Below are 26,050 nucleotides of genomic sequence, written 5' to 3' on the forward strand. Positions count from 1 at the left end.
GGGGCTACACCGGACACGCTAGAGGCGATAGTGGACAGGATCCGCCCGGTATTGTCAGAATTTCGGACGTGACCCGGCCGATCGCTCGTGTGCTGGCGTTGCTGGAGATCCTCCAGCGCGGCGGTACCCGGACCCTGGCCGAGCTGGCCGAGCGGCTCGACGTCGACGAGCGCACCGTCCGCCGCTACGTCGGCCACCTCGTCGACCTGGACATCCCGGTCCGCTCGGTGCGCGGCCGGCACGGCGGGTACCGGCTGTCCCCGGGCTACCGGATGCCGCCGTTGATGCTCACCGACGAGGAGGCCCTCGCCGTCCTGCTCGGCCTGGTCGCGGGCCGGCGCGCCGGGCTGATCAGCACTTCGGTCGCGGCTGCCGAGAGCGCCGCCGCGAAAGTCCGCCGGGTACTCCCCGAAGCGCTCGGCCGGCGGCTCGACGCGCTCCTGGAGATCGCCGACTTCACCGCGCCCGCCCGGCCGGCCCTCAGCGCGGAGGCCGAAGTCCTGCTCACCGTCGCGGAGGCGGCGCGGGACCGCCGCCCGATCGACCTCGGTTACGTCGCCGGCCACGGCGGGGCCAGCGACCGCGTCGTCCACCCGTACGGGATCGTCGCGCACTCCGGGCGGTGGTACCTGACCGGTTTCGACTCCGCCAGCGAGCAGGTGCGCACGTTCCGGGCCGACCGGATCACGACCGTCGGGATGCGAGCCGGGACGTTCGACGTACCGGCCGGGTTCGACCCCGCCGAGCGGGTGCTGACGGCGATCGCCGAGGCGCCGTACCGGCACGAGGTGGCCGTGCGGATCCGGTCGACGCCCGAGCAGATCCGTTCCGTGCTCCCGCCGTCCGTCGCCACGCTGGCGGAAATCGATCCCGGCTGGGTCCGGGCCCGGATCCGCGCCCAGCGGCTCGACTGGATACCGCCCCTGCTCGCGGCACTCGACCGGCCGTTCGTCGTCGAGCAACCCGACACTCTCCGCGAACTGGTGCAGGCGCTGGCCGGGCGGCTCGCCGGCTACGCCCGAGCGCGACCGGACGTCTGATCACGCGATTTGCGGCTCGACCTGCCGCGAGCGGTCGCGCTCGGCCCAGCGCACCACCGCCGGAACAGCCAGGCCGGTGGCGGCGAAGATGCCGCCGATCACGAACCAGCCCGGGGTTCCCCACGTGATGCACAACGCGATCAGCACCGCCGGTCCCAGCGTGACGCCGAGTCCCAGGCCCATCCCGAACAGGCCCTGGTACTGGCCGACCGCGTGCGGGGGCGCCAGGGTGAACGACAGCTCGAAACCGCCCGCCGCCTGCCAGAGTTCGCCGACCGTGTGCACCACCACCGCGGCCAAGAGGAAGACGAGCGCCAGCCACGTCGGGGCGCCCGCCATCGCCGCGATCGCCACGCAAGCCGCGAAGAACGCGAAGCCGGCGCGCCGGAACGCCACCGCGCCCGCGCGGGTCGTGTCGATCCGGCGGCTCGCCCGGACCTGGAAGAACACCACGATCACCGTGTTGACCACCATCACGCCGGACACCGTCCAGTTCGGCGCGGTCGTCCGGGCGACCAGCCAGAGCGGAACGGCCGCCGTGAGCACCCGGTACTGGATCGCCATCACGCCGTCCAGCAGCGTCAGCACCAGGTACGGCCGGTCCCGCAGCGCGACCCACCTCGGGCCGACGCCCGCCGGTTTGGGCGGGACCGCCGGGAGGAACAGCACGATCGCCGTGCTCGCCGCGTAGGACAGCGCGCTGCCGCCGATGAGCAGCAGGTACGCGTTGCGCGTGTCGGCCGCGACACCCCAGCCGGCCAGCAATGCGCCCACCGCGATGCCGAGGTTGGTCACCGAGCGCAGGTAGCCGCGGAACTCGGCGGGCCGGTCGCCGCCGTACTCCTGCACCAGCGGGCTGCGAGCGGCGGGCCCGGCCGTCTGCGCGGCGGCGCCGAGGCTCGCGAAGGCCACGAACGTCCAGAAGTCCTGCGCCAGGCACAGTCCGGTCATGGAGATCGCGCCGAGCACGAGCGTGAGCGCGTAGACGGTCCGCGCGCCGTGGCGGTCGGCGAGGTGGCCGAACGGGATCCCGGCCGCGAGCGACACCGCGCCCGCGATGGTCAGCCCGGCGCCGACCTGGCCGGCCGGCAGCTGGACGACGCGGGTGAAGTACAGGACGCCGGCGGTCAGGTAGACGCCGTAGCCGGTCATCGTGACCAGGGTCGCCACGGCCAGGAGCCGGGGTGGTCCGCCGCGGGGCAGGAGCGCGGGCATGGCAGGCCTTTCTCAGTGGTGGGACAGGGTGGCGGCGCGGTCCTCGACGCCGGCTTCGGGACGCGGCGGCGTGGCGGTCCACCGGCACAGGCCGACGCCGAGGTTCATGCCGCCGCCGAACCCGGCCAGCAGCACGATGTCGCCGACGTTCAGCGCGCCGGCGCGGTGGGCGGCGTCGAGCGTGACCGGCACCGACGCCGCGCCGGTGTTGGCGAAGCGGTCGACGGTCAGGTGCAGGGCCGCGTTCGGCAGGTCGAGCGCCTCCCCCAGTTCGCGCAGCATGACGCCGTTCGCCTGGTGGGGAACGAAATGGTCGACGGCGGTGGCGGGCAGGCCGCTTTCGCGCAGCGCTCCGGCGATCGCGTCGGGGACGTGCCCGGTGACGAACTCGCGCACGCCCCGGCCGTCCATGCGGAAGAAGTGCTCACCGGCCAGCACCGAGCGCACCGACGCCGGGAGGCGGCTGCCGCCCGCGCGCACCCCGATGAGGCGGTGGGCGTCGCCGTGTCCGCGCAGCCGCGTGCCGATGACGCCCCCTCCCGCCGGAACGGGGCCGAGCACGACCGCCCCCGCTCCGTCACCGAACAGGATCGCGGTCCTGCGGTCACGCACGTCCAGGATGCGGGAGTAGATGTCGGCGCCGATCACCAGCGCGTGCCCGCCGTCGCGCACCAGGCCCTGAGCCATCGCCAAGGCGTACACGAACCCGCTGCACACCGCGTTGACGTCGACGGCCGAAGCCGAACGGGCGCCGATCAGGTGCTGGACGAGGCTGGCCGTCGCGGGTTGCGGGTGGTCCGGGGTGGAGGTGGCGACGACGATGTGGTCGACGTCGTCCGGGCTCAGGCCCGCGGCGAGCAGGGCCCGGTCGGCCGCGATCGCCGCGAGGTTGGACGTCGCCTGGCCGGGTGCGGCGTGGCGGCGTTCGCGGATGCCGGTCTTGCGTTCGATCCACGCCGCGTCGACGCCGGCCGCCGGGGCGATCTCGGCGTTCGGGACGACGCGGTCGGGCAGGTAGGAGCCGGTGCTGAGAATGCCGATGTGGGTCATGTCGTCCTCGGTCAGCGCAGGGCCCACAGGCCCGGCAGGCGGTCGGGTTCGGACTCGGGCACGAACTTCACCGAGCCCACGAGGTCGGCGGCCACCGCGCTCGCCGCCTCGGGCGTGTCGGCGCCGACGACGATCAGGCCGACGCGGTCGCCGGAGCGGTGCAGGGGCTTGATTTCGTCCCCGGGTCCGACACCGAGTTCGGCGTGCAGGACGGCCGGGTGCGCGAGCACCTCGTCCCAGCCTTCGACCGCAGCCAAGCGCCCGGGCGGCGGCGTCAGGTACCGGACGGCGGCGCCGCGGCTCGGCGTCAGCGGGACGCCGCTGCCCGGACGGCCGAGCATGTCGTCGAAGACCAGGCCGTACAGCTCGAGGCCGGGGATGGCGTGGGCGAGCATGCGGTGGATCCAGTCGCCGCCGAAGCGGCCGTGCACTTCGCCGAGCACCACACCGCTCGCGGTGAGCCACAGCTCGACGTGGAAGCCGCCGACGCGCAGCCCGAGCGTCTTCAGGGCGCTCGACACCTGTTCTTCGATCTCCCGGCGCCGGGCGTCCGGCAGCGGCGCGGGCAGCACGTGCCCGGTCTCGACGAAGAACGGCGGCGGCACCTTTTCCTTGGCCGTCACGGCGAGGATCTTCGGCTCACCACCGAGGAAGACTCCTTCGACGCTGAACTCCGGGCCCTCGACGAACTGTTCGACGAGGAACGGCTTCGCGTCCGGCAGCAGGGCGATCGCCGCCGGCAGCTGCCCGGGCTCGGTCACCAGGCTCACGCCGGTGCTGCCCATGGCGTCGCGTGGCTTCACGATCCACGGCCCGGCGTACTCGCCGAGGAACGCCTCGGCCGCGGCTTCGTCCGCGCACAACCGTACGACCGGCTGCGGGAACCCGGCGGCTGCCAGGGCTTCCCGGCAGGCGTCCTTGGTCCGGACGCGATGGACGGCCTCGGGCGGGTTGCCCGGGGCGCCGACCGCTTCGGCGGTTTCGGCGACGGCGACCTGGGCCAGCTCCTGGAGCGCGTAGACGGCGTCGAAGTGCTCGTCCTGCGCCTTCGCCCAGGCCGCGGACTCGCCGGGCTTGAGAACGTCCACAGTGGACTTTTCCGACGCCTTCCCGATGACGTCTTCGGTGGCGGCGAGGACGTCGGCGGTGTTGGTGACGTGCACGCGCAGGCCGCGCGCCGCCGCCTGGGCCAGCGCCTCGGCCGCCATGTCGAGGCTGAAGCTCAGCGGCCGGGCGCCGCCGACGAACAGCAGGGTTTCGGGCATGGGTGTCTCCTTCACGGTTTCAGGGTGACCAGGACCTGGTCGGCGGTGACGCTTGCATTGAGCGCACAGGAAAGCCGGTCGACGGTCCCGGCGAACGGCGCGACGATGCGGTTCTCCATCTTCATCGCCTCGACGACCACCAGCAGCTCCCCCGGTTCGACCCGGGCCCCGGGTTCGCACGCGACGCCGACGACGACCCCCGGCATCGGCGTGCGCACCGCGCCGTCGGAGGCGTCGCCGCCGCCTTCGTCGAAGGTGCGGCGCGCCAGGGCGACCCGGTGGCCGCCGAGCACGATCTCGTACCCGTCCGCGGTGGGCAACCCCGTCCAGCGGGTGGTCCCGATCCGGCCGTGGACCAGCCCGTCCGGCCCGCGCTCGGCGAGGACGGCGTACCGGCGGCCGTCGGTCTCGACGTGCAGCCCGGCCCGGTCGCGGGCCAGCAGCCGGGCTTCGCGGTCGCGTCCGTCGTAGCGCAGGACGACGCGCCCGAGCGGCGCCTCCGGGTCGAGCGCCGCCCGGTCGAACGCACCGAGCGTGCCGGTCCACGGCGAAGCTCCTTGGAGAGGCACGGCCATGGCCGCCGCGCACGCGAGCGCCTGGGCGTCCCGGCAGTGGGGCGCCGGCCGGGCGGTGAAGGCGTCGACGAGGTGGGTGTCCACCCGGCCCTCGACCACCCGCGGTTCGGCGAGCAGCTCGGCGAGGAAGCCGAGGTTCGTGGTCAGCCCGACGAGCGTGGTCTCCTCGATCGCCGCGCGGAGGCCGGCGAGCGCCGTGGCGCGGTCCGGACCGGCGGCGACCAGCTTCGCGACCATCGGGTCGTAGAACCCCGGCACCGCGCCGGACTCGTCGAACGCGGCCTCGACGCGGACGCCCACCGGCCAGCGGACGACTTCGGCGTGGCCCGGCGCGGGCCGGAACCCGTGCTCGGGGTCTTCGGCGTAGACGCGGCACTCGATCGCGTGCCCGGTGGCGCGGATCTGCCACTGCGGCAGCAGGAGCGGCTCGCCGTCGGCGACGAGCAGCTGCCATTCGACCAGGTCGAGGCCCGTGATCTCTTCCGTGACCGGGTGCTCGACCTGCAGCCGGGTGTTGACCTCGAGGAAGAAGAACCGCCCGTCGCCGTCGAGGATGAACTCGAACGTGCCCGCGCCGACGTAGCCGAGCGCGGTGGCGCCGCGGACTGCCGCCTCCAGCAGCGCCCGGCGGGTCGTCGCCGGGAGGTGCGGCGCAGGGGCCTCCTCGACGATCTTCTGGTGCCGCCGCTGCAGCGAGCACTCGCGCTCGAAGAGGTGGACGACGTTCCCGTGGCGGTCGCCGAAGACCTGGACCTCGATGTGCCGAGGCGCGGCCACGTACCGCTCGGCCAGCAGCCGCCCGTCGCCGAACCCGGCGCGGCCCAGCCGCACGGCCTCCTCGACCGCTTCGGGCAGCTCGGTCTCGGTGTGCACCACCCGCATGCCCTTGCCGCCGCCGCCGGCAACCGGCTTGAGGATCACCGGGTAGCCGATCCGGCGGGCGTCGGCGAGCAGGACGTCCGCCGACTCGGTGGCGTGCTCGGAGCCCGGCAGGACCGGGACGCCGGCCGCGGCCATCAGCTCCCGGGCGCGAGCCTTGTCCCCCATGGCTTCGATCGTCACGGCGTCCGGTCCGATGTAGACCAGCCCGGCTTCGGTGACGCGGGCCGCGAATTCCGGGTTCTCCGACAGGAAGCCATACCCCGGGTGGACGGCGTCGCAGTCGGTGCGCAGGGCCGCGTCGACGACGGCGTCGATGTCGAGGTAGCTCTCGCGCGCCGCCGACGGTCCGATATGGACGGACTCGACCGCGTCGTCCAGGTGGGCCGCGCCGGCGTCGGCGTCCGAATACACGGCCACGGGGTCGACGCCCAGCCGGCGGCAGGTGCGCGCGATCCGGCGGGCGATCTCCCCGCGGTTGGCGATCAGCACACGTTTCGGCATCGTCCCCTCACATCCTGAAGACCCCGAAGCGGGTCTCCCGCTTCGGCGCGTCGGCGGCCATGGCCAGGCACAACGTCAGCCAGTCCCGCGTCTCGACCGGGTCCACGACGGCGTCGACCCACAGCCGGGCCGCGTAGTACAGCGGCTGCGCCTGCCGCTCGTAGGAGCTGATGATCGGTTCGCGGATCGCTGCCTCCGCCTCGGGCGTCAGCTCGCGGCCCTCCTTGGCGAGCTGGTCGGCGCGGATCTGCGTCATCACCTTCGCCGTCTGCTCGGCACCGACCACAGTGGACCGAGCACTCGGCCACATGGCCATCAGCTGCGAGCCCATCGACCGCCCGCACATCGCGAAGTTGCCCGCGCCGTAACTGCCGCCGACGACCAGGCTGAACTTCGGCACCTTCGCGCACGAGACGGCGTTGACGAGCTTGGCGCCGTGCTTGGTGATACCGCCGGCCTCGTACTCGGCGCCGACCATGAACCCGTTGATGTTGTGCAGGAACAGCAGCGGGATGTCGCGCTGCGCGCAGACCTCGATGAAGTTCGCGGCCTTCTGCGCGCTTTCGGAGAACAGCACGCCGTCGTTGATCAGCACGCCGACCGGGTAGCCGCCGACGTGCCCGGTCCCGCAGACGATCGTCGGGCCGAAGCGGGCGCGGTATTCGGTGAACTCGCTGTCGTCGAGCAGCCGCGCCAGGATCTCGCGCGCCGGGATGTGCTCTTTCAGCCCGGCGCTGACGACACCGGCCAGCTCGGCCGGGTCGTACTTCGGCGGACGCGGCGGGCGGGACGGCGCGGCCAGCGGCGGCCGCGGGCTTCGGGCGGCGAGGTCGCGCAGGATGTCGAGGGCGTGGTGGTCGTTCTCGGCGAGGTGGTCGGCGACGCCGGTGACGCGGGTGTGCAGGTCCGCGCCGCCGAGCGTCTCCGCGTCGACGATCTCGCCGGTCGCCGCCCGCACGAGCTGCGGGCCGCCGAGGAAGACCGTGCCGGTGCCGCGGACCATCACCGTCTCGTCGCACATCGCCGGGATGTACGCGCCACCCGCGGTGCACGACCCCATCACCGCCGCCAGCTGCGGCAGTCCTTCGGCGGACAGTTCGGCGATGTTGCGGAAGATCCGGCCCAGGTGGTCCTCATCCGGGAACAGATCTTCTTGCAGTGGCAGGAAAACACCGCCGGAGTCGACGAGGTAGATGCAGCCGAGGCCGTTCTCCCGCGCGATCTTCTGGCCGCGCAGGTGCTTGCGGACGCCGAGCGGGAAGTACGTGCCGCCCTTCACGGTGGCGTCGTTGGCGAAGACCATGAACGGGCGTCCGGCGACGATCCCGACGCCCACGACGAGCGCGGCCGAGGGCACCGGCTCGTCGTAGACGTCGTGCGCGGCGAGCTGGCCGACCTCCAGCAGCGGCGTACCGGGGTCGAGCAGCCGCGCGATGCGCTGCCGCGCGGTCAGCTTGCCGCGTTCGGCGTGCTTGCGGTGCGCTTTCTCGGTGCCGCCGGCGATCGCCTTGGCCCGGGCCGCGGCGATGACGTCCCGGTTGGCCGCGAAGTCTTCGGTGTTGCGGCGGAACGCGTCCGACCGGATGTCGACGTGCGAGAGCAGCGCGGTCATGCCGGGTCGCCCAGGGCGGTGAGCAGCCCGGCGAACTGCTCGATCTCGGCGGTGGTCATGCTGGCGCGCAGCATGACCCGCAGGCCCGCCTTGCCGCGGCCGATGATCGGGAAGAAGATCGGCGAGACGTAGAAGCCGTTGCGGAACAGGTCCTGCGCGAGCCGGACGGTCGCGTCCTCCGACCCCACCCGGACGAACCGGATCGGCAGGCCGTCGCCGCGCTCGCCGGTCTCCACCAGGCGGTCGAAGAGCGCGATGTTGTCCTGCAGCCGCTGTTGCAACGCGGTCAGCTCGTCGGTGCGGTGCAGCTCCGCGGACGCGAGCAGCCCGCCCAGGCCCGCGGTGTTGATGCGCTGCGACCACATCAGCGGGCCGCCGTTGCGCTGGGCGGTGTCCAGCCGCCACTGGGAGCCCCGCTTGCCGAGGAAGATCGCGCCGCCGGACGCGCCGAAGCCCTTGTTCAGCGAGGTGATGATGATCGTGCGGTCGTTGATCTGGCCCAGTTCCTCGAGAACGACACCCCGGCCGCGGTGGCCGACCGTCGAGATGCCGTGGGCTTCGTCGAAGACCAGGAACAGGCCGTACTTCTCCTGCAGGGCAAGAAGTTCCTTCACCGGGGCCTGGCCGCCGGTGCTGTAGACGCCGTCGGCGACGTAGGCGACGCGCTTGTGCTGCTTGCACAACGCTTCCAGGGCCTCGACGTCGTTGTGCGGCACCACGGCGACCTCGGTCTCGTCGGCGACGCTCGGCTTCATCGCGTTGAGGCAGAAGTGCGCGTTCTTGTCGAACACCATCAGCGGCGGCTCGCCCTCGGTGAAGATCCCGGAGGCGACCAGCGGCAGCGCGGCCCACGCGGCGGCGGCGCACGAGTTGAGCGTCACGGCCTCGACGTCGAACAGCTCGGACAGGGCGGCCTCGGCGTCCTTCAGGGCACCGAAGCGGACGCGCATCCGGGACGTCGACGTGTTGAGCGCGCCTTCGGCGAGCACGGCGTCGGCCGCGGCCCGCACCAGCTTCGGGTGCGTGTCGAGGCCCAGGTACGAATAGGACGACATGTTGACGAACTCGTGGCCGTCGGCGAGGGCGCGGTGGCGGCCGTCGCCGAGGCCGGCGACGACGACGTCGAACAGGCCGGCCTTGTCGGTGACGTCCCAGAAGTCGTCGCTGATCCGGGCGGACTTCTTGATGTTCAGGAACGAGTGCACGGTTTTCTCCTCGAGCTCAGTAGGTGTGGAAGCCGCGGCCGGTCTTGCGGCCGAGGTGGCCGGCTTCGACCAGCCGGGAAAGCGACGGCGGGGCGGCGTAGAGGGGCTGCTTGAACTCGTCGTGCAGCGCGGCCGCGATGGCGGCGACGACGTCGAGGCCGATCAGGTCGGCCAGCCGCAGCGGCCCCATCGGGTGCGCGCAGCCCAGTTCCATCGCGAGGTCGACCTGCTCGGCCGGGCAGTAGCCGGTGTCGACCATGCGGATCGCGGCGAGGAGGTACGGGATCAGCAGGGCGTTGACGACGAAGCCGCTCTGGTCGGCAACAGTCACCGGCTGCCGGTCCAGGGTGTGCTCCGCGAAGGCCGTCACCTGGCCGGTCACCTGGGGGTCCGTCGCCAGCGCCGGGACGATCTCGACGAGCCGCATCGCGGTGACGGGGTTGAAGAAGTGCAGGCCCAGCACGCGCTCCGGGCGCGTGGTCGCCGCGGCGAGCCGGGTGATCGCGATCGCCGAGGTGGTGCTGGCCAGCACGGTGTCGTCGCCGGCGATCTTGTCCAGGGTGGCGAAGAGCCCGAGCTTGAGCTGCTCGTCTTCGGGGATCGCCTCGACGACGAGCTGGCGGTCACCGAGTTCGGCCAGGTCCGTGCCGACGCTGATCCGGGCCAGCGCGGCGTCACGCTCGGCCGGCGTCAGCTTTCCCTTGTCGACGCGCCGGCCGAGCGAGGCCGCGATCCGAGCCGGGGCCGAGGTCAGCGACGACTCCCGCGAGACGGCCAGCCGGACGTCGAGCCCGCGGGTCGCGCAGAGCTCGGCGATCCCCGCGCCCATCGTGCCCGAGCCGACCACGCCGACCCGGGTGATTCCGTTCGCACCCACTTGTATTTCCCCGCATTCTTTCGCATGAATGACCGGTTCTTTTCCCGAACCGAATGTCCGATCGCGCACCCTTCAGGGCACTTCGCCCATCGAGGGAAACGTGGTCGAGCGGATGCCGGGCGCGGCTCACCCCGCGTCGCGTTCCGCTGTGGTACCCCCGAGCCCCGGTTACTTCACCCCAGTCCGCGGCCTTCGCCAGTCTGCACATCGCGAGCGCGGCGGCGCTAGAGGGGCAACTCCCCCACCTTTCTCCGCGGACGCTCGGCCGGAAGTCCCGCCTTCGCCGTGACCAGCTGAAACCGGGCACTACCTCGTGGTAGATACCGAAGGTCCGGACCACTTGTGCGGCAAGCGTCACGTCGCGACGACCCGGGACGCAAACGCCCCGGGTCCTGTAAACCACCGAACGGACCAGCGACGGGCCCGCCGGCCCCGCGGCCCGTCCGGGCGAATCCGGGGGAACCTTCCCCAGACCGGCCGGTATCGCGGCACCACCATTCCAGTATTCGGTCCGCCTTGGCGTGGACCGGGCCTTCGTGTATCCAAGGGAGAGCCTGTCCGGAGGGGCCGGAGAGCTGGGGGCTCAATTCGATGCGTGAATACGATTATTCCTTTTTCGTGGCCGCTCGCCGCGCATGCTGATCCGGTCGCCGGAGCTGGTCGGCCGGGACGCGCAGCTGCGCGAACTGGCCACGGCGTTCGACACCGCGCTGGCCGGGCGGGGCAGTGCGGTCTTCCTCGCCGGGGAGAGCGGGATCGGCAAGTCACGCCTCGCGCGCGAGGCCGCGGCGCGGGCGGCCGGGCGCGGCGCCCGGGTCCTGCGCGGGCAGGGCAGCTCGGTCGGCCCGGTGGTGCCGTTCCGCCCGCTGGCCGAGGCGCTGTTTTCGCTGACGCGGGAGGCGGAACCGGTCGACGTGGGCGAACTCGGCCCGTACCGGCCGGCCCTCGGTGTGCTCGTGCCCGACTGGCGCGACAGCCCGGCGGACGACCCCGCGCCGCCGCTGCTGGTCGTCGCCGAGGCGGTGCTGCGGCTGCTGGCCGTGGTCGGCCGCGCCGGCGGCTGCGTGCTGGTTCTCGACGACCTGCACGACGCCGACGCGGAGACCCTGTTCGTGCTGGAGTACCTGGTCGGGAACCTGGAGTCGACGCGGGTGCTGCTGATCGGCACGATCGGCGACGAGCCGTCCGCGGCCCGCGAGATCGCCCGTTCGGCCGCCCGGCGCGGGGTCTGCGCCCTCCGCACGCTGCCCCGGCTCGGCCCTGGCGAGGTGCACGACGTCGTGGCGGGCTGCCTCGGGACGGACCGGACCCGGGTGCCCGCCGCAACCGCGACCCACCTGGGGCAGCTCAGCGCCGGGATCCCGTTCCTGGTCGAGGAGCTGCTGCACGAGCTCGTCCACGACCGGTTGCTGACCGAGCGCGCCGACGGATGGCACCTGGCGGAGACGTCCGCCGGGGCGGTGCCCGCGGCCCTGCTCGGCGGCGTCGCCGCCCGGATGGCCCGGCTCGGCCCCGAGGGGGCCGAACTGCTGGCCGCCGCGGCGGTGTCCGGGCTCCGGTTCGCCGCGCCGGTGGTGCAGCGGGCGGCCGGAGCCGACGACCGAACGGTGGCGGTCTTCCTCGACGCGGCAGTCGAAGCGCAGCTCCTCGAGCCGGATCCGGCCGCGGTCGGGTGGTACGCCTTCCGGCACCCGTTGACGGTCGAGGCCGTGCTCGCCCAGCTCGGGCCGACGCGGCACGCGGACCTCGCCCGGCTGGCCGCCGACGCCGCCGAGCTGCTGCACCCGGGCCTGCCCGGTGACTGGTGCGCGCAGGTGGCGCGCCTGCGGCAGCTCGCGGGCGACCGCGCCGTGGCCGGGCGGCTGTTCGCCGACGCCGGGCACCGCGCGCTCGAGACGGCGGACGCCGGGTCCGCGGTCACCTTGCTGGAGCGCGCGGACGCGCTGCTGACCGACAGTCCCGACCTGCCGCTGCGGGGCGCCGTGCTCGAGTCGCTGGTGCAGGCCCTCGGCGAAACGGGGCGGACCGATCGCGTGTTCGCCTTGACGGGCCGTTTCTCCGAAGTCGGCTTGTCCGAGCGGGCCGCCGTCCTGCACGCGCGGGTGGCCTGGGCCGCGCACCTCGCCGGCCGGACCGAAGACGGGCTGGTGCAGGTGGCCGCGGCCCGCGCCCGCCACGGATCCTCCGGCGGCGACCGGCAGCGCGCGGCGGTCGATGCCGTCCACGCGCACCTGCTGCTCGGCCTCCCGGGCCACGTGGACGACGCGGGCCGGCTCGCCACCGGCGCGCTGGAGCAGGCCGGGCGGCACGACGACCCGGTCGCCGCCTGCCAGGCGGCCCTCGCGTTGGGCATCCTCGCCCGGGACCGGGACCCGGCGGCGGCGACCGGGCACTTCGAACGGGCCTGGCACCTGACCGAGACGCACCGGATCCCGTTGTGGCGCACGCACGTCCTGCTCGGAATGGGCGAGCAGGCGGCCCTCGCCGACGGCGACACCGGCGGGCTCGCGTTGGCCCGGCAGCAAGCGGAACGCGTCGGGGCGGTGGCCGCGTCCCATGCGGCCGAAGCCGGGCTCATCCTGCACGGGCTGATCCTCGGTGGTGACCTGCACGCCGCCGGGCCGCGACTCGCGCGGCTCGCGGAGAGCGCCGCGCACCACGGGCTCGACGCGGTCGTCCGGCACACCCACGCCCTCCGCGCGATCTCCGCCGCGCACCGGGCCGACCGCGGCGGCATGGCGGAGGCGATCGCCGACGCGCGCGCCGCCGGGGGCGGCCACCACCCGGACCTCGCCCGGTGCCTCGGCCTGGGGCAGGCGTTCTGCGCGGTGCTGGAGGAAGACCGCGACCAGGCCCGCCGCGACCTGAAACGCGCCGGCGGCGCGCCGCTGGCCGGGCACCACGGGCTCCGGATCCTGCTCGACGTCTTGGCGGGCGAGGAAGATCCGGCTGCGCCGCCCGCGGGCCGGGTGCGCTGGAACCGGCAGTTCACCGCACTGGCGCGGGCGGTGGCGTGCGGCCGCCGGGGTGACGTCGCCGGGGCGGAAGCCGCGGTGCGGGAGGCGCGGGAAGCCGCGCGTCCCTATCGGATGGCCGCGCACCTCGGTGCCCGGCTCGTCGCCGAAGCCGCCCTGGCCGACGGCTGGGGCGACCCGGTCCCGTGGCTGCGCGCGGCGGAGGAGTACTTCCACGACGCCGCGGTCCCGGCCGTCGCCGGGGCGTGCCGGGCGCTGCTGCGGCGGGCCGGCGAGTCGGTCCGCCAGCGACGGCCCGGCCTCCAGCTGCTCCCCCGGGAGCTGCGCGACGCGGGCGTGACGGTGCGCGAGTACGACGTGTTCCGCCTGCTCGCGCACCGCCTCGGCAACACCGACATCGCCCGGCGCCTGCTGATCTCACCGAAGACGGTCGAGAAGCACGTCTCCAGCCTGATGGCGAAGACGAAGCTCCCCGACCGCGTGACCCTCTTCGACTATGCGGCGGCGATCAGCCGCTAGCTCACTTGCGCGGCAGCCCCTGCGGGTTGACCTCCGACGCGGGCAGCGCTTCCGAGGCGAGGTTCCAGCGCTTGAGGACCTCGGCGTACTGGCCGTTCTTGATCACCGTGTCCAGGGCCTGCTGCAACGCCTTGACCAGGCCGTCGTCCTTCTTGGTCATCGCCGCGATGTCCGCCGGGACGGTGCCGCCGCCGGACACCGTGCCCACGATCTTGGTCTTGCCGTCGACGGCGACGTGGTAGGCCGACGTCGGGTTGGGGCCGACGTAGGCGTCGATCCGGCCGGACTGCAGCGCGAGGTAGTAGTCCGAAGTCGCCTGGTAGTACTGGAACTTCACCGGCGCCAGCCCGGCCGCCTTGTTCTGCTGGTCCCAGCGCAGCAGGATCTGCTCCTGGTTCGTCCCCGCGCCGACCCCGACCGTCAGCCCGGCGATGTCCTTCGCCTCCTTGACCGCGATGGTCTTTTCCTTCTTGACCTCGAACGCGATGGTGTCCTTGCGGTAGGTCGCGAAGTCGTACTTGTCCTTGCGCTCCTCGGTCACCGTGATGTTCGAGAACCCGGCGTCGAACTGCCGGTTTTCCACCGACAGGAACAGGTTCTCCCACGACGAGGCCTGCAGGTCGAGCTTCAGCCCGAGCACGTCGGCGACCAGCTGGGCGAGGTCGGGCTCGACGCCGATGACCGTCTTGTCGTCGTCCGCCCGGAAGGACAGCGGCGGGGTGCCGTTGCCGGTGGTCCCGACGACGAGGGTGCCGCGGGTGCGGATGGCCGCGGGGACGAGCGCGGCGATCGCGTCGACCTTCTGGGCCCGGATCCGGTTCTGGTTCGCGGTGATGTTGACGCCGCCGGGCTGGTCCGCCGGCGCGGTGGTGGCCGCTTCGGGGCTGCCGCACGCGGCGAGCGCGAACACCGAAGCGAGCAGCAGGGTTCTCAGTTTCATGACTCTCCTCAAAGGACCTTTTCGACGAAGGCCCGGGTGCGGGCGTGACGGGGACGGTCGAGGACCTCGGCGGGCAGGCCCTGCTCGACCACGCGGCCTTCGTCGAGGACCACGACGGTGTCGGCGATCTCGCGGGCGAAGCCCAGCTCGTGGGTGACGACGACCATGGTCGTCCCCGCCTTCGCCAGGTCGCGGATGACTGCCAGGACCTCGCCGACCAGTTCGGGGTCGAGGGCCGAGGTCGGCTCGTCGAACAGCAGGACATCGGGCTCCAGGGCCAGCGCGCGGGCGATCGCCACGCGCTGCTGCTGACCGCCCGACAACCGCCGCGGGTATTCGGCGGCCTTTTCCGCGAGGCCGACCCGGGCGAGCAGCTCGCGCGCCGTGGCCTCGGCCTCGGCGCGCGGCCGGCGTTGCGCGGAAATCGGCGCCTCGACGACGTTCTCCAGCGCCGTCAGGTGCCCGAACAGGTTGAAGTTCTGGAAGACGAAGCCGATCCTGGTGCGCTGCTTGAGGATTTCGCGTTCCTTGAGCTCGTGCAGCCGGTCGCCCGCGCGGCGGTAGCCCATCAGCTCGCCGCCGACGCTGATGAAGCCCCGGTCGGCGCGCTCGAGGTGGTTGATCAGGCGCAGCAGTGTCGACTTCCCGGACCCGGACGGTCCCAAGAGGACAGTCACCTCACCCTGGCGCACCTGGAGGTCGACGCCGTCGAGGACGGTCAGCGCACCGAAACTCTTGTGGACGCCCCGGACGTCCACCATGAACTCCGCGGTCATGCCCGCCGCCAAGCCGCGCGAAGGCGCTGTAGCGGGGTCGGCGGAAGCGTGCGTTGCGTACCGCGGGCGAAGTAGCGTTCGACGGAGAACTGCACGATCGAGAGGACCGTGGTCAGCGCGAGGTACCAGGCGGTGGCCACGAGCAGCAGCGGGATCACCCGGCCACTGCGCGTGTAGATCACCTGGACCTGGTAGAACAGCTCCGGCAGCGCCATCACGTAGACCTGCGACGTCGCCTTGAGCAGGCCGACGATCTCGTTGGCCGCGGTCGGCACGATCGTGCGCATCGCCTGCGGCAGCACGATCCGGCGGAACTGGCGGCCGGCCGGGATGCCCAGCGCCGCGGCGGCCTCGCGCTGCCCGGCGTCCACCGAAAGGAACCCGGCCCGCACGATCTCCGCGGCGTAGGCACCCTGGTGCAGGGCGAGCCCCAGCCCCGCGGCGAGGAACGGCGGGATCAGGCTCATCGTCCCCACTGAGACGAACGAAGGCCCGAACGGGATGCCGAACGAAATCTCGTTGTACAGGATCGCGAGGTTGTACCAGAACAGCAGCTGGAGAATGAGCGGGACCGACCGGAAGATCCACGTGTAGGTCCAGCTGACCGCACGCAACAGCGGATTGCGGGAAATCCGCATCACCGCCAGCACGGTGCCGAGCAGGAATCCGGCGACCACGCCGAACAACGTCAGTTCCAGCGTCAGCGCGACGGCTTCCAAGATCGATTTCTGGAACACGAACTTCGCGAACGTCGGCCAGTCGAACGCCTCGTTGGTCAGCAGCGCGTGGCCGGCCATCGCGACGAGCACCGCGACCACGACGGCGGCGACCCAGGTCAGCGGGTGCCGCGCGGGCACGATCTTCAGCGACTCCTCCGGAGCCGCGGCGGGCGCGGGCCGGGTGCCGAGATCGCTGGTCATCTCGCCCCCACGACAGCGGGAAGTGCCTTGGAGAAGGGCAATCGCGTCGTGGGGACGGCATCGACGTCGAAGTGCGGCGTGTAGCCGGTGGCCAGGTAGAGCCCGCGCGCCTCGGGCTGGTTCGGCCCCGTCGTGAGGAAGATCCGCGTGTAGCCGCGCAGCGCGGCTTCGGCCTCCAGCTCGCCGACGACACGGCGGGCGAGCCCGCGGCCGCGGTGCGCGCGATGGGTCCAGATCCGCTTGAGCTCGGCGGTTTCTCCGTCGTAGCGCTGAAAGGCACCGCCCGCGACGGCGCACCCTTCCGCCACGAGCAGCACCAGGCCGCCATCCGGCCGCGCGAACCGCTCCGCGGGGTATTCGCGGAGTTCGAAGTGGACGTCGTTGAGAACGCGGTGGTAGCGCGTCGAATATTCGCGAGCCAGGTCGGCGAGCAATGGCCGGACCCGCGGATCAGACTGGGCGACCCAGACGGATTCGGGCATGGAGGTACCTGTTCTGCGAAGAACGGGAAGAAAAGGCGCGCACCGCCTTTCCTGCTGACGCCCACGACCTTAGGAAGCCGGACCGAGCCCGGTCAACGAGCCGCCGCGCGGTTCCAGATCCTGGACTTCGGCCCGCGGGCGTCGGCGCCCACATGCTGAACACGAATGCGGTGTCACCCCGGCTCTGGCTAGCTGTGGGGTACCGAGCCGAAAGGACCGTCCATGCACGTCCCGCTCTCCGTGCTCGACCTCGTCCCGATCAGCTCCGGCGCGACCGTCGCCGAAGCCGTGCGCAACACCGTCGACCTCGCCCGGCGGACCGAGCAGTTCGGCTACCACCGCTACTGGTTCGCCGAGCACCACCTCAACCCGGGCGTGGCCGGCGCGTCCCCGCCGATCCTCATCGCCCTGGTCGCCGGCGCGACGAGCACCATCCGGCTCGGCTCCGCCGGGGTCCAGCTCGCCCACCGCACGCCGCTGGCCACGGTCGAGGAGTTCGGGCTCGTCGACGCGCTCCACCCCGGGCGGCTCGACCTCGGCCTCGGCCGCAGCGGCAAGCAGCTCGTTCGCGAGTACGCCGCCGCGGCGGCCCGCCCCACCGCGCCCGCCCAGGCCGCCAACGGCCTGCTGATCCCGCCGAAACCCGACTTCAGCGGGCTGGCCCGGTCCGCGCGGATCGGCGTGACCTTCGGGCTGCTGCAGCAGCCCGGCGCCGAGTCCCCCGACTACGGCGAGCAGGTCGACGACATCCTGGCGCTGCTCGGCGGCACCTACCGGTCCGCCGACGGCGTCGAAGCGCACGCCGTGCCCGGCGAAGGCACGCGGCCGCAGATCTGGATCCTCGGCAGCAGCGGCGGGCAGAGCGCGTCCGTCGCCGGCCGCAACTCGCTGCGCTTCGCCGCGAACTACCACGTCAGCCCGTCGAGCGTGCTCGAAGCGGTCGACGCCTACCGGAAGGCCTTCCAGCCGTCGGACGCGCTCCGGGAGCCCTACGTCGCGGTGTCGGCCGACGTCGTCGTCGCCGAAGACGACGCCACCGCCCGGGAACTGGCCTCCGGCTACGCCCTGTGGGTGCGCAGCATCCGCCGTGCCGAAGGGGCGATCCCCTTCCCCACGCCCGCCGAAGCGGCGGCACACGAGTGGAGCGACGAAGACCGCGCGCTGGTCGCCGACCGCGTCGACACCCAGTTCACCGGCTCGCCCGCCACGGTGGCGGCCCGGTTGCGGCAGCTGCAGGAGGCGACCGGCGCGGACGAGCTCGTCATCACGACCATCACCCACGACCACGCCGACCGGGTCCGGTCCTACGAGCTGCTGGCCGAGCACTGGCACCGCGGGCCCGGGTTGAACTCCGCCTGACCGGGTATCCGGGGCCCAACTCACCGATGGAGGAGGCTCCGCCATGCCGTCCGATGACCGAACCCGGCGCCCGACCGATCCGGCCGCCGAAGAGCACGACGACCCGCACGGCAACACCCCGGAGGCGCAAAGCGAAACCCTCCGCGGCGAGCAGGGCACGTCGAGCGGGGACGAACACGACGACAGCGACCCCCAGTCGGGCTGACGTTCGGTCGCGTTCGGACAGTCCGAACGCGACTCGCCGGCGCTCGAGGCCGCGGGTTGATCTCCGGCAGGCCGGCAGCCGGGACCCACACCACGAAAATGGTCATGCCCCGGGACACCCCGGCCTTGACCGGGCGAAACGGGGAAAACCTCCGCGACGATGCGGCACCACGGCGACGCGTGCGCGATGATGGGCACGGGAACGGCCGGATGAGTGGTGGTCGCCGGATGTGCGGAGGTAGCGGGCGGTGGACGGTCGGCGCCGTGAGCGGCTGTGGCGGCTGCTCAGCGAGCGTGCGCCGGGCGAGGGCGGCTGGGCCGGCGTCGTCGTCGCCCTGGTGGTGGCGGAGCTGCAGGTGGACGGCGCCGCGATCACCGTGCGGACGGAGTCCCGGGTGCAGGACCTGGCCGCGGCGAGCGACCACTGGACCGCCGCGCTCGAGGAACTGCAGTACACCGTCGGTGAAGGCCCCGGGGTCGAAGCGTACGAAGCCGGCGGCCCGGTCCTGGTGGACGACCTGCGGGCAGACCGGGACCGGTGGCCGGGACTGACCGACAGCGCGCTCCCCAGCGGGCTCGCGGCGGCGTTCGCCTTCCCGCTGCAGGCCGGCGCGATCCGGCTCGGAACGCTGGGCCTCTACCGGCGGCGGACCGGCGGGCTGTCCGCCGACGAGCTGGCCGACGCGCTCGTGCTGGCGGACCTCGCGACGACCGCGTTGCTCACCGACAGCGCCGGCACCGAACCGGCGTCGCCACCGGCCCACGAGGGTTTCTACGACGACGTCAACGTCGCGACCGGGATGCTGGCGACCGAGCTGCGGGTGAGCCTGGAAGACGCGCTGCTGCGGCTGAGGGCGCACGCCTTCAGCCACCACCTGCCGTTGACCGAGGTCGCGCGGGCGGTCGTGCTGCGGCAGCTGCGCCTCGAAGCACCACCCGACTGAGCCTCGGGCGACCACCGGGCCGGGGCCGTGGGGTGCCCGTATGCTGACGGCGTGAGCACTCCGACGGATCACTTCGGCGACGCCGTCACCGAAATCACCGCGCTGCTGGCCGCCCACCACGACGGGCTGACCGTGCTGCGAGCGGTGACGCAGGCGTACGGCACGGCGCTGGAGGCCACCGCGACCGGCGTGCTCGTGACCGACCCCCGGGGCGGCGTCAGCGTGCTCTCGGCGTCCGACGAAACGGTCCGGTTCATCGAGGTCCTGCAGGCCCAGGCCGGTGAGGGCTCCTGTGTGGACTGCGTCGAGGACAACTCCATCGTCCGCAGCGCCGACCTGGCCCGGGAGCGGCGGTGGCCGAAGTTCGTCGCCACGGCGACGGCCGCCGGCTTCCGGGCGGTCTACGCGTTCCCGATGTCGCTGGTCGACCAAGCCGTCGGAGGGCTCAACGTCTTCTACGACCGGCCGGTGGACCTTTCGGTGTGGCGGCTGCGGCAGGGGCAGGCGCTCGCCGACCTGGCGACGCTCGGGCTCACCCAGGAGCGTGATCAACGGCGGTTGGCGCGGCTGGCCGAGCACACGCTGACGACGTTGAACGACCGGGTGCACATCGGTCAGGCGGTCGGCGTGGTCGCCGCCTCGCTGGACATCGCGCCGGACGTCGCGCGGGCGCGGTTGTTCGCCTACAGCACCCACTCCGGCCGCAGCCTGCGCGAGGTCGCCCAGGCGGTGACCGACCAGGCCCTCGACCTGCAGTCGGCCCTGGGGGCCTGAAGCTCAGTCCCAGCCGGCGTCGGGGTCGGCCCGGCCGTTCGCGTCGGCGTCGACCACCGCGATGATCCGGCGGGCTTCGACCTCCTGACCGGCGGCGGTGCCGGTGACGTCGAGCTCGTCGCGCGCTTGCTCGCGCCGGCAGTCGTGCCAGACCTGGAGGATGCCGACGGCCTCGTTCTCCGCGGCGCGAAGCTCGGTCCGCGTGAGCAGCCGGCGCGCGACCTCTTCCGGTCGCGAGCCGGCACCCGGCCCGGAGCAGCTCACGGGCGCGGCAGTCCACGGTCGAGCCCGGCCCGGCGCCGGTCGCTCTCGCACGGCTCAACGACGCCGGGATCGGCCAGGAGGAGCGCGGCGATGTCGCGCACCTTGCGGTTGCTGCGCTGGGACAGCCGGGTGAGCCAGGCGAACGCCTCGTCGGCGGTGAGGCCGCGGCGCGCCATCACGATCCCCTTGGCCGTCGCGATCGCGTCCCGCGACTCGAGCGCGGTGAGCAGCTGCCGGGCTTCGAGCTCGGCGAGCCGCCAGCGGGCCACGGTCAGGATCACCCCCGACATCGCGGTGGTGAACACCGCGAGCAGCGCGGCGTGCACCGGCTCGAAGGCGCCCGGGCGGCGGCTCCACACGTTGAGTGTCCCCGACAGGCGGTGGTAGTGCGCGGCCTCCTGCTCGGCGGCGTCGTCGGCGCGCACGAACAGCGGGCACGAGAGCATCGTCTCGACACCGGCGCCGGCGGCGGCACGGGCGAACGCGGGCCATCGGCGGCGTGCCTGGCCGAGGTCGGTCCGCACGACCGTCTCGGTCCGCGTCGCCTCGATGCAGGGGCCGTCGCCGAGGGCGTACTGGGCCTCGTCGAGAGCGAGGACGGCCGCATCGGTCGCCGCGACGGTGGTGGGCACCCCGCCGTCGAACAGGGTCACGCTCGCCGCGTCGGCGCCGGGTACCAGCGTCACGGCCCGGGCCGCCATCCGCGCGAGCGCCTCGTCGCGGGGCTGTTCGGCCCGCAACGATTCCGCGAGCTCGAGCAGGGCCACCGACACGTCGTGGACGTGATCCGCCGTCATCCCGCTTCCGCGCCTCCTTGGATTGCCTGTCCACCCCGACCGTACGCGGTGACGCGGCCCACCGCGCGCGACGGACCGCGCACGCGGCGTTGCCGGGCGGCCGGGTTTCGCCAGGCCGGCAGCGGGCACCCGCCACGCATGACCGCGCTGCCCGCACCGCTCTCGCTCTGGGTCGACACCGCTCCGGCGCCCGACCGCACCGGTGAGCCGGTGCCCCCGGAGGCCGACGTCGCGGTCCTCGGGGCGGGCATCGCCGGGCTCACCACCGCGCTGCTGCTCGCGCGCGCCGGCCGCTCGGTCGTCGTGCTCGAGGCCGAGCGCGTCGCGGCCGGGGTGTCCGGCCACACCACCGCGAAGGTCAGCGCGCAGCACGGCGCCAAGTACGCGGAGCTGACCTCCCGGCACGGCGCGAAGGCGGCGTCGACCTACGCCCAGTCGCAGGCCGCCGCCCTCGAGTGGATCGCCGCGACGTCGGCGGAGCTCGGGATCGACTGCGGTTTCACCCGCGCGGACAGCTACGTCTACACGACGCGGGAGCGCACCCTCGCCTCGCTGGAGCGGGAGGCCGACGCCGCCGCGGCGGCCGGGCTGCCGGCGTCGTTCGGCACCGAAGTCGCGCTCGACGTGCCCGCCCTCGGCGCCGTCCGGACCACCGGGCAGGCGCACTTCCACCCCCGCCGCTGGCTGCTCGGCCTGGCCGAACAGGTCGAGCGGGCGGGCGGGACCATCGTCGAGAACGCCCGCGCCACCGCGCTGGGCGGACGGACCGTCCGTACCTCGCGCGGAGACGTCGTGGCCGGCCACGTCGTCGTCGCGACGCACTACCCGGTGCTCGACCGCGGCCTGTACTTCGCCCGCCTCGAGCCGGTCCGCGACCTCGTCGTCGCGGGCCCGGCCGCCGGCGACGCCCCGCCCGACGGCATGTTCCTGGACGCGGACACCCACCACTCGGTGCGCCGGTACACCGAAAACGGCACGCCGATGGTGATCGCCGGCGGCGAGCACTACCGCGTCGGGGCGCACGTCGACGTCGAGCGCCGGTACCGGCGGCTCGCGGACTGGGCGGACGCGCACGCGGGCCTGCACCGCGTCACGCACCGCTGGTCCGCACACGACCTGTCCACTGTGGACCTGCTGCCGTACGTCGGCCGGTACCTGCCCGGGGCGCGGAACCTGTGGGTCGCGACCGGGTTCGGCCAGTGGGGCATGACCGGCGGCACCGCGGCCGGGCACGTCCTCGCCGCGCGGATCCTCGGCGAACCGCACCCCGCCGCGGACCTGTACGACCCCAACCGCTTCGACGCCGGTTCGGTGCTCGGCCTGGCCGAGGACAACCTCACCGTGGCGAAGTACCTGATCGGCGACCACGTCGCCGCGCTGTGGCGCACCGCGAAGCTCGACGACCTCGGCCCCGGTGACGCCGAGATCGTGCGGGTGGGCGGCGAGCTCGTCGCCGCCCACCGCGACGAAGCCGGGCAGTTGCACACCGTCGGCGCGCACTGCACCCATCTGGGTTGTCTCGTCTCGTTCAACGACGCCGAAAAAACCTGGGACTGTCCCTGTCACGGCTCGCGCTTCGGCGTCGACGGCGAAGTCGTGCAAGGCCCGGCCGTCCGGCCGCTCCGCCGCGGGCCCGCCTGAGCCCGTCCGGGGTTTCGCCGCGCCCGGCGGGGGTACCTGGCGTCGATGGGACGCACCCGGCTGCGCCGCAGTGACCTGCGCGGCCCCGGCATCCGGCGAGTTCGCCGCGGCCGGGGCTTTTCGTACGCCATGCCCGACGGCACCCCGGTCACCGACCAGGAGCTCCTCGACCGGATCGCGGGCCTGGTCATCCCGCCCGCGTGGCGGCAGGTGTGGATCTGCCCGCACCCGAACGGGCACGTCCAGGCCGTCGGGACCGACGACGCCGGCCGGCGCCAGTACCTCTACCACGAGCAGTGGCGGCGGGACCGTGACGAGGAGAAGCACGACCGCGTCCTGGCGATGGCGCGCCGCCTGCCCGCGTGGCGGGCCTCGGTCGAGGCCGACCTGGCCGGGACCGGCCTGACGCGGCGGCGGGTGCTCGCGGCGGCCCTGCGGATGCTCGACCGCGGGATCTTCCGCACGGGCGGCGAGGAGTACGCCGAAGAGAACGGCACCCACGGCGTCGCGACGCTGCTGCGTTCGCACGTCACGGTCCGCGGGGACGAGTGCCGGTTCCGCTACGTCGCCAAGGGCGGCTTGGACCGGGAGGTGGCGATCCGGGACGCCGCGCTGGCCGCGGTGGTGAAGTCCCTGCGGCGCAGCCGGACGGGCAGCGACCGGCTGCTCGTCTACCGCGAGGACGGCGCCTGGCACGAGGTGCGCGCGGCCGACGTCAACGAGCGGTTCAAGGAACTGGCCGGCGAAGACTGCACGGCGAAGGACCTGCGCACGTGGACCGCGACGGTGCTGGCGGCGGCCGCGTTCGCCGCGGCCGGGCCCCCGGCGTCGAAGGCCGCCGGCAAGCGCGCGGAGTCGGGCGTGATGAAGGAGGTCTCGCACGCGCTCGGCAACACCCCGGCGGTCTGCCGGACGTCCTATGTGGACCCCCGGGTGGTGGCGGCCTACCGCGGCGAGCGCACGATCGCGGCCGCGCTGAAGCGGGCCGGGCGCCTCGACGGGGACGACGCGCGAGCCGTGCTGGAGAAGGCCTGCGCGCGCTTGCTCAGCCGCGCCTGAACCCGCGTTCACGGGCACCCGCGAAGCGAGACGTCCCAGCCCCCCGCCTCGACCCCACGCGCGCTGGCCGGCTCCCGCGCTCGCCGAGCTGGACGCCGTGCATCGTCGCGACCCCGCGTGGCGAGCACCGCCACTTCGCCCGGGTCCCGGCCGCGCAGCACCGTCGTAGGCCGCGACCGCGGGCACGTCGACACCCGCGGCCCCGGCGCCCTCATCACCGGCCCAGGATCGGCTGCCCGGCACAGTTGTCATCCTCAATTGCGGGGCGGGCGTCCCTTACCTAGGGGACGGCCGACCGGTTCCCACCGCTCGCCCAGCGGAAATGCGCGGAATGCGCCCGTGTCGCGCAGGCATGAAGGCCCGGCCCGGTATCCGCTGAGCGCATTCGCGGCCCGGCCGCTTTCGGAGCCGACCCCGCCACAGCCGAGAGATAGGATCTCTGAGCGCAGACCCGCATGTCCCGCCTGGTGACACATGACCGTCAAGTGCTGCACGTGCAGGTCACTCAGCTTGACTCATCCGATCTTTGATGGTTCCCTGAGTGGGCCGCCGCAGAAGTCACGGGACTGACTGTCACCCGATTCCGGGAGTGCGAATGAGCGTGCGGCGAATGCGGAACCCGGCCGGAAATCATCCTCGGGCCGGGACGGGGCCTCCGGAATTCCCCACCGTCACCGCTTTCCCCCTAATCAGGCATTCGCGGCGAGAAGACGCTTTCTCTCCTTACCCCGCTGAATTCACCACCAGAGGAGCTGACATGGTCTCCGCCCTCCCCCGCGCACTGGCCGCGACCGGCGTCGCCGGACTGCTCGCCATCTGCGGTCCGGTGGCCACCCCGGCCGGCGCGGCCGCCGGCCCCCGGACACTGACCGCGTCGTCACCGGGCCGGCTCACCGAGGCCCTGGCCCAGGCGCGGCCGGGCGACCGGGTCGAGGTGGCCGCCGGCGCCTACGCCACCGGCCTGATCCGGGTGCCGCACTCGGGCACCGCGCAGGCGCCGATCACCATCGCCGCGGCCCAGCCCGGGCAGGTCCGGTTCACCGGGGCCGGCGGGCTGGACCTGACCGGGGCGTCCCACGTCGTCGTGCAAGGCTTCGAGTTCGACAACGACGCCGGGCTGACCGTGCCGGGCAACGCCGCCGCCAACCGGATAACACGAAACACCTTCAGCGGGAATCCGGGCGGCGCCGACCTGACGGTCAAGGCCGACGACACCGAAGTCGACCACAACACTTTCCAGAACCGGACGGCGCAGGGGGTCTACCTCCAGGTCGTCGGCCCCGGCGCGCACGACATGGCCCAGCGGGTCCACGCGCACCACAACTACTTCTACAACCACCAGTACCAAGGCGCGAACGGCGGCGAGTCGATCCGCTTCGGCCTCTCCGGCCGCCAGCACGCGGTGGCGAACGGGCTGATCGAGGACAACCTGTTCGACAAGGCCGACGGCGACTCAGAAGCGATTTCCATCAAGTCGACCAGCAACGTGGTGCGGTACAACACGGTCGTCAACAGCCGGGGAACGATCTCCTTGAGGCACGGGTGGAACACGCGCGTCGAGGGCAACATCCTCGTCGGCGGCAGCACCGGCATCCGCTTCTTCGGCAACAACCACGTCATCGTCAACAACGTCGTCGAGGACACCACGGGGCCGGCGATGGAGGTCGGCGGCGGCGAGGTCCGCGACGACACCACCAGCGGCACCGATCACGAGGCCGCCGACCACTGCCTGGTCGCGTTCAACACGCTCTCCGGCAGCGGCCCGCTCGTCTGGTACAACAGCGGCAAGCCGTTCCCACCCTCGGACGACACGCTCGCCGACAACATCCTGCTCGGCCACGGCCAGCCGGCGGCCAAGGAAAGCGGCACGTCCTCGCACTTCACCGGCAACATCCTGTTCGGCTCCCCCGCCGGCACCCTGCCCGCGGGCGCCTACAAGACAATCGACCCGAAGCTGGCGAAGGACACACACGGTCTGCTGCGGCCCGCCGCCGACAGTCCGGCGATCGGCGCGGCGACCGGCTCCTTCCCGCAGGTAACGCTCGACATCGACCAGCAGACCCGGCCGGCCGCCAAGGACACCGGCGCCGATCAGTACACCATCGCCACCCCAGCCCGGCCGCTGACCCCGGCCGACGTTGGCCCCCGTGCGCCATAATCCCTGCTCGCCCGGC

At 73.0% G+C, this 26,050-nt stretch carries 22 protein-coding genes; 9 read left to right on the forward strand and 13 right to left on the reverse strand.

The annotated features are described in order from the left end of the window. Positions 1-68 precede the first annotated feature (68 nt). On the forward strand, positions 69-1,040 hold the full coding sequence (locus tag ACYVLJ_RS34795) for a helix-turn-helix transcriptional regulator (protein ID WP_460441868.1): 972 nt from the start codon (positions 69-71) through the stop codon (positions 1,038-1,040). On the opposite strand, the gene ACYVLJ_RS34800 is transcribed toward ACYVLJ_RS34795, so the two are convergent. From ACYVLJ_RS34800 to ACYVLJ_RS34830, 7 genes are read right to left on the reverse strand one after another with little or no spacing between them, the layout of a single operon-like run. Next, entirely contained in the window at positions 1,041-2,255 is a 1,215-nt protein-coding gene (locus ACYVLJ_RS34800; protein ID WP_460441869.1) for an MFS transporter, read from the reverse strand. Between the two features lie 12 nt (positions 2,256-2,267). Next, complete coding sequence (locus ACYVLJ_RS34805) at positions 2,268-3,305, reverse strand: 3-oxoacyl-ACP synthase III family protein (protein WP_460441870.1); 1,038 nt, start codon at positions 3,303-3,305, stop codon at positions 2,268-2,270. Between the two features lie 11 nt (positions 3,306-3,316). Continuing rightward, complete coding sequence (locus ACYVLJ_RS34810) at positions 3,317-4,570, reverse strand: ATP-grasp domain-containing protein (RefSeq protein WP_460441871.1); 1,254 nt, start codon at positions 4,568-4,570, stop codon at positions 3,317-3,319. An 11-nt stretch (positions 4,571-4,581) separates the two neighbouring features. Continuing rightward, complete coding sequence (locus ACYVLJ_RS34815) at positions 4,582-6,528, reverse strand: acetyl/propionyl/methylcrotonyl-CoA carboxylase subunit alpha (protein WP_460441872.1); 1,947 nt, start codon at positions 6,526-6,528, stop codon at positions 4,582-4,584. Positions 6,529-6,535: 7 nt separating this feature from the next. Next, positions 6,536-8,140, reverse strand: a complete 1,605-nt coding sequence (locus ACYVLJ_RS34820; protein WP_460441873.1) for a carboxyl transferase domain-containing protein — start codon at positions 8,138-8,140, stop codon at positions 6,536-6,538. Beyond that, positions 8,137-9,345: an 8-amino-7-oxononanoate synthase family protein gene (locus ACYVLJ_RS34825; protein ID WP_460441874.1), complete on the reverse strand. Its 1,209-nt coding sequence runs from the start codon at positions 9,343-9,345 to the stop codon at positions 8,137-8,139. Before ACYVLJ_RS34825 ends, ACYVLJ_RS34820 begins: the two co-directional genes overlap by 4 nt. Positions 9,346-9,361: 16 nt before the next feature. After that, on the reverse strand, positions 9,362-10,222 hold the full coding sequence (locus tag ACYVLJ_RS34830) for a 3-hydroxybutyryl-CoA dehydrogenase (RefSeq protein WP_460441875.1): 861 nt from the start codon (positions 10,220-10,222) through the stop codon (positions 9,362-9,364). Between the two features lie 635 nt (positions 10,223-10,857). Here ACYVLJ_RS34830 and ACYVLJ_RS34835 point away from each other — a divergent pair. Next, positions 10,858-13,716: a helix-turn-helix transcriptional regulator gene (locus ACYVLJ_RS34835; RefSeq protein ID WP_460441876.1), complete on the forward strand. Its 2,859-nt coding sequence runs from the start codon at positions 10,858-10,860 to the stop codon at positions 13,714-13,716. A 1-nt stretch (position 13,717) separates the two neighbouring features. On the opposite strand, the gene ACYVLJ_RS34840 is transcribed toward ACYVLJ_RS34835, so the two are convergent. Genes ACYVLJ_RS34840 through ACYVLJ_RS34855 form a run of 4 tightly spaced genes read right to left on the reverse strand, consistent with a single transcriptional unit; the run spans position 13,718 to position 16,834 of the window. Then, positions 13,718-14,656: an ABC transporter substrate-binding protein gene (locus ACYVLJ_RS34840; RefSeq protein ID WP_460441877.1), complete on the reverse strand. Its 939-nt coding sequence runs from the start codon at positions 14,654-14,656 to the stop codon at positions 13,718-13,720. 8 nt (positions 14,657-14,664) lie between these two features. Then, positions 14,665-15,432: an amino acid ABC transporter ATP-binding protein gene (locus tag ACYVLJ_RS34845; RefSeq protein WP_460441878.1), complete on the reverse strand. Its 768-nt coding sequence runs from the start codon at positions 15,430-15,432 to the stop codon at positions 14,665-14,667. Next, a complete protein-coding gene (locus ACYVLJ_RS34850) occupies positions 15,429-16,352 on the reverse strand; it encodes an amino acid ABC transporter permease (protein WP_451977121.1) in 924 nt (307 codons plus the stop codon). Before ACYVLJ_RS34850 ends, ACYVLJ_RS34845 begins: the two co-directional genes overlap by 4 nt. Then, positions 16,349-16,834 carry a GNAT family N-acetyltransferase gene (locus ACYVLJ_RS34855; protein ID WP_451977118.1) on the reverse strand — a complete coding sequence of 162 codons (486 nt, stop codon included), beginning with the start codon at positions 16,832-16,834 and terminating at the stop codon, positions 16,349-16,351. Before ACYVLJ_RS34855 ends, ACYVLJ_RS34850 begins: the two co-directional genes overlap by 4 nt. Positions 16,835-17,056: 222 nt before the next feature. Here ACYVLJ_RS34855 and ACYVLJ_RS34860 point away from each other — a divergent pair, with 222 nt between their 5' ends. The 4 genes from ACYVLJ_RS34860 (at position 17,057) to ACYVLJ_RS34875 (ending at position 20,115) form a co-directional block, all read left to right on the forward strand. Next, positions 17,057-18,193 (forward strand): LLM class oxidoreductase, encoded by a 1,137-nt coding sequence (locus tag ACYVLJ_RS34860; protein ID WP_460441879.1) that lies wholly within the window; start codon positions 17,057-17,059, stop codon positions 18,191-18,193. 43 nt (positions 18,194-18,236) lie between these two features. Next, on the forward strand, positions 18,237-18,398 hold the full coding sequence (locus ACYVLJ_RS34865; protein ID WP_451977112.1) for a hypothetical protein: 162 nt from the start codon (positions 18,237-18,239) through the stop codon (positions 18,396-18,398). Between the two features lie 247 nt (positions 18,399-18,645). Beyond that, positions 18,646-19,341, forward strand: a complete 696-nt coding sequence (locus ACYVLJ_RS34870) for a GAF and ANTAR domain-containing protein (RefSeq protein ID WP_451977109.1) — start codon at positions 18,646-18,648, stop codon at positions 19,339-19,341. 51 nt (positions 19,342-19,392) lie between these two features. After that, a complete protein-coding gene (locus ACYVLJ_RS34875; RefSeq protein ID WP_460441880.1) occupies positions 19,393-20,115 on the forward strand; it encodes a GAF and ANTAR domain-containing protein in 723 nt (240 codons plus the stop codon). Between the two features lie 3 nt (positions 20,116-20,118). Here the strand turns inward: ACYVLJ_RS34875 and ACYVLJ_RS34880 are convergent, their stop codons facing one another. Beyond that, entirely contained in the window at positions 20,119-20,379 is a 261-nt protein-coding gene (locus tag ACYVLJ_RS34880; RefSeq protein ID WP_451977103.1) for a hypothetical protein, read from the reverse strand. Continuing rightward, positions 20,376-21,176: a GAF and ANTAR domain-containing protein gene (locus tag ACYVLJ_RS34885; protein WP_460441881.1), complete on the reverse strand. Its 801-nt coding sequence runs from the start codon at positions 21,174-21,176 to the stop codon at positions 20,376-20,378. Before ACYVLJ_RS34885 ends, ACYVLJ_RS34880 begins: the two co-directional genes overlap by 4 nt. A 138-nt stretch (positions 21,177-21,314) precedes the next feature. Between ACYVLJ_RS34885 and ACYVLJ_RS34890 the strand changes: the two genes are divergently transcribed. The 3 genes from ACYVLJ_RS34890 (at position 21,315) to ACYVLJ_RS34900 (ending at position 26,034) form a co-directional block, all read left to right on the forward strand. Further along, positions 21,315-22,817, forward strand: a complete 1,503-nt coding sequence (locus ACYVLJ_RS34890; RefSeq protein ID WP_460441882.1) for an FAD-dependent oxidoreductase — start codon at positions 21,315-21,317, stop codon at positions 22,815-22,817. 45 nt (positions 22,818-22,862) lie between these two features. Beyond that, positions 22,863-23,876: a DNA topoisomerase IB gene (locus tag ACYVLJ_RS34895; RefSeq protein WP_460441883.1), complete on the forward strand. Its 1,014-nt coding sequence runs from the start codon at positions 22,863-22,865 to the stop codon at positions 23,874-23,876. A 757-nt stretch (positions 23,877-24,633) separates the two neighbouring features. Continuing rightward, complete coding sequence (locus ACYVLJ_RS34900; RefSeq protein WP_460441884.1) at positions 24,634-26,034, forward strand: polysaccharide lyase 6 family protein; 1,401 nt, start codon at positions 24,634-24,636, stop codon at positions 26,032-26,034. The last annotated feature ends 16 nt before the right edge of the window (positions 26,035-26,050 follow it).

It is taken from the genome of Amycolatopsis stemonae, from assembly GCF_054781455.1.